The organism is Arthrobacter sp. Hiyo1, from assembly GCF_001263615.2.
In the GTDB taxonomy this organism is placed as follows: domain Bacteria; phylum Actinomycetota; class Actinomycetes; order Actinomycetales; family Micrococcaceae; genus Arthrobacter.
In genome coordinates this window covers 445,490-449,247 of sequence record NZ_DF952471.1, presented here as the reverse complement: position 1 = coordinate 449,247, position 3,758 = coordinate 445,490, and the positions used below count along the sequence as shown (strand labels likewise).

Here is a 3,758-nt window from a genome sequence, read left to right as displayed (position 1 = left end):
CCCAGGCGGAAGCCGGTATCCGCGAGAGCGGTGCCGGGAAGTCGTGCGGCCCGGCTGGCTCGCCGGCGGCGTCCACCCTGGCCGTAATTCTGGTTGAAAGCCCCTGCACGCTGTTACCCGCCGACGGCGAAAGCGTCACCTCAAGCAGCAGTTCGACGCCGGCCGGAATTCCGCCGTCGGGATTTGCAAGACTGGTCGCACCACCCAAGGAGGAAAGCGTCGTCGTCGGGATGACGGTGTTTTCACCGGACCGGCAGACCTCCGCCGCCCAGGCGGTGGTGCAGCTGCGGACACCTACCGTGACGACTCGTGCCGACTCATCCGATGCGGCAAGCTCCATAAGTGGGCCGTCCGCAAGCAGCCGCATCCTCAATTCGTGCAGGGTCACGGCCCTGGCGGTCACCCCGATACTCCATCGGCTGGTAGATCCGGGCGCAAGGACGGCCGGCGGATTGCTCCCCCCGTGTGTCAGGATCAGGTCCGGCCCGTCTGTCGCCGCCGACGCCGGAGCGGAGCAGAGCAGACCCAGCGATACCAAGGCGACTGTCGCCGCGTAACGCCTGAGGCTCCCGTGTCCGATCATCGCCTCGCCTTGATTCGGGCCCGCGGGGCCCTCTCGGGGCGGGGCCACAGCGCCCAGGTCACCAACGCGGACACGGCAACCGTAGTGCCGCCAAGCACCCAGGGGCTCGATGCTCCCGCAACAACGTAGGCAATACCCGGCACCGAATAGAGCACCGTGCGGACTTTGGAGACGGTGTACGGTGCGGGATCCTCCACGGGATTGGCGTCGCCTTTGAGCGTGAGGACGGCCGTGGCGCCGTCGACCATCCGGGAGGATGTGACCCGGTGGGTGACGGGCAATTGTCCCGGCCGGTCCACGGTGACAACGTCCCCTGTCCGCACTTCCGACGCCGGGACCTCGCGGACTATGGCCAAGGATCCAGCAGGGATCCCGGGAGACATCGAGCCGGTCTTGAACATGATGAGCGTGATGTGGAAAAAGACGGCGGCCAACGTCAGGAGGATGCAGATGGCGCCGCCGATCGCCGCGAGGTTAAGCAACGTCTCGCGCACGACGTCGGCGAGGCGCCTGCGGTTGTCGGCCGTCCGTCGTCGGGACCCCACCGGCTCAAGCACCGTCCTCATGAGTCGGACGTTCCCTTGATTTCCCAGGTTGCCGTCACGCTGGCCCCCTGCAGGGAGTTGTCCGCGGAGGCAAGCATCGTGACCTCGAAGCACATCTGGGTGGGGCTCAGCGAGTTCGCAGCCACCGCTGTGGCGGCACCGGCCGTGGTGAGTGGCACCGTCGACGCCGAGGTCCCGACAAGGTAGCTCGCCCCGGCCGTGAACTGGCTCGAGTCGCACGATCCGGACGAGTACCTGACCACGCGATAGGCCAGGGCAGCGGCCAGGGCGGCGTTGTTGTTGCTGGCTCCTTGGAGCGTCAAGGTTCCGGAAAGCGACCCCGCAGTAGTCCGGATCCAGATGGGAGCGTAGTTGACGGTGCTTGGTGACATTCCTGCCGCACTGAATGCCATGGTGGCAGCGGATCCCGACGTGGGATGTGCCAGCCATGCACCTCCTGAGTTGACGGAGGATTCGATCTGGAACGAGCTGGCGGTGAATGTTCCTGCCGCGAACTCGGAATCGTTCCAGGCAGCGAGGGTCAGCGTGCATCCGGCACCGAGGACAAGGCCCCCGGCCAAGATGGCGCGCACACGGAGGAAGCGCTGGCGGCCCCGCTCAGGCCGACGAGTCGCCCTGCGTCCGGTCATCGCGGCTGGTCAGGAGGTGGATGCCGCAGCGAACTGCCACGTGGCCGTGCCGTTTTGCCCTTGGACCAAGCCGGCGGCCGCAGTCACTTTGAAGCAGAGGAAGACCGCGTCACCGGGATCGCTCGCGGGGCTGCCGGGGCTGAGGGTAAACGTGACTCCGCTCAGCGCTCCATTGAGAGCGGTACCCGCCTGCACCAATTCGGTTCCCGTGGTGCTGCTGGAGCATCCGAAGGACGTGGGCTGGACAAGTTCATAACTCAGGTTCGCAACCGACCCGGTGGCGGTGGCTGTATTCACCGTGACAGTGGAGCCTGTAGTGGTGTTGGCCGCCAGCCGCACCGCGAAGGGCGCGTAGACGGTGTCCCCCGGCGCCAGATTGGTCGGGTTGAGGGTGAATGGCAAGGTGGCGCCAGGGGAGGCAGCGTGGTCCGTGTACGACGCGCCGTCTGTGCTTCCTTGAAGATTGAAAGTGCCCGCCGTGAATGTTCCGGTGGCGAACTCGGAATCGTTCCACGCGGCCAACACAACCGCCGCGCCGACCCCCAGGACCAATCCGCCGGCCAAAAGCGCCCGCATCTTTCCGCGCTTTGACATTGAAACTGAACTCGTACTCAAAATGCCCCCCACAGGTCAAGTCAAACGACTAATGAGCTGAACGCTAACACGCAAATCCCCCATTATCGGCAGCCCTCCCCTAATGAGTTAAAAAGAGAAGTCGGCCTCCCAATGGGGCGGCCGACTTCTCTCGCTTTCATTTGCGTCTAGGACGCGAAATGAAAGGCTATTCGTAAACGTGCGGGGCGAGGGTTCCCACAAAGTCCAGGTTGCGGTATTTCTCGGCGTAATCGAGACCGTATCCGACGACGAATTCGTTGGGAATGTCATAGCCGACATACTTGACGTCGATCTCGACCTTGGCGGCCGTGGGCTTGCGGAAAGCGGTGCAGATTTCCACCGAGGCGGTGCCTCGCGATTCGAGGTTCGTCTTGAGCCAGGAGAGGGTCAGGCCGGAATCGATAATGTCTTCGACAATCAGGACATCCTTGCCCATGAGGTCGGTATCAAGGTCCTTGAGGATGCGCACGACGCCGGACGACTGGGTACCGGAGCCGTACGAGGACACCGCCATCCAGTCCATGCTGACATGGCTGTGCAGCGCACGCGCGAGGTCTGCCATGACCATGACGGCACCCTTGAGCACGCCGACGATGAGCAGCTCGCGGCCCTCGTAGTCCTTGTCAATCTGTGCAGCAAGTTCGGCGATCCGTTGCTGGATCTGCTCCTTGGTGTAGAGAACGTGTTTGAGGTCTGCCTGGACGTCGTTTGAATCCACCAATGGCTCCTGTGTTGATGCGTGGGTGCGGCTACTGTTGGGGCGATCTTTGATGCCGGAATACTAGCTTCCCACAGCCGCCGCCTTCGCGGGGAACGGCAGTTCCCCCGGCTGCGGCCTCCCGCTCCAATTCGCTCAGGGATACGCGGTAGACGCTGACGCTACCGGGAAGCTGCACGGGGCCCGCGGATCCCTGGCGACGCAGCAAGCCTTCGGCGGCCTGAAGCCGCCCGTAGCCGGGCTGTTGGCCCCCGACGTCGCCGCCGCCTTGGCGATCACGCGGAACCTCAGCGCGGGGGACAATTCCCTCAAGCGGTCTTCCGGGAGCCAGACCCCGTCGTCGCTCCGGTTCACGAGGCCCGCATAGCTCTCAGCGGCAAGGTGCTCCAGGAAGTCGGCATCCTGTTGCAGGATCGCTGCGGTGCGGGCGAGTGATTCGGCCACCCCGGGCCCCAGCTTGTCCTCAAGCAAGGGCATCACCTCAACCCTGGTCCGCGAGCGGGCGAAGGCGGGGTCAGCGTTACTGGGATCGTGCCAGGTTTCGAGTTCCTCGACCTCGCAGATTTCGAGCGTTTCGGCGCGGCGAAGCCCGAGGAAGGGACGAAGGAGCTTGCCGCGGGCGGGCCGCATCCCGGCGAGGGAACGCG

At 64.7% G+C, this 3,758-nt stretch carries 5 protein-coding genes and 1 pseudogene; all 6 read right to left on the bottom strand.

What is annotated here, in order from left to right; genetic code table 11:
• The coding region (locus AHiyo1_RS24765; protein WP_172465592.1) for a hypothetical protein at positions 1-403 on the bottom strand (403 nt) is incomplete at its 3' end.
• Between the two features lie 176 nt (positions 404-579).
• Complete coding sequence (locus AHiyo1_RS13620; RefSeq protein WP_059388927.1) at positions 580-1,149, bottom strand: signal peptidase I; 570 nt, start codon at positions 1,147-1,149, stop codon at positions 580-582.
• Positions 1,146-1,721, bottom strand: coding sequence for a SipW-dependent-type signal peptide-containing protein (locus AHiyo1_RS13615; protein ID WP_172465591.1), 576 nt, complete (start codon positions 1,719-1,721; stop codon positions 1,146-1,148). Before AHiyo1_RS13615 ends, AHiyo1_RS13620 begins: the two co-directional genes overlap by 4 nt.
• A gap of 66 nt (positions 1,722-1,787) precedes the next feature.
• The gene (locus tag AHiyo1_RS13610) at positions 1,788-2,372 is read right to left on the bottom strand and encodes a SipW-dependent-type signal peptide-containing protein (RefSeq protein WP_059388925.1); all 585 of its coding nucleotides are present in this window, start codon (positions 2,370-2,372) and stop codon (positions 1,788-1,790) included.
• Positions 2,373-2,559: 187 nt separating this feature from the next.
• Positions 2,560-3,111: a hypoxanthine phosphoribosyltransferase gene (hpt, locus tag AHiyo1_RS13605; protein WP_059388924.1), complete on the bottom strand. Its 552-nt coding sequence runs from the start codon at positions 3,109-3,111 to the stop codon at positions 2,560-2,562.
• Between the two features lie 31 nt (positions 3,112-3,142).
• Positions 3,143-3,758: pseudogene (locus tag AHiyo1_RS13600) on the bottom strand (ATP-binding protein); the annotation flags it as partial.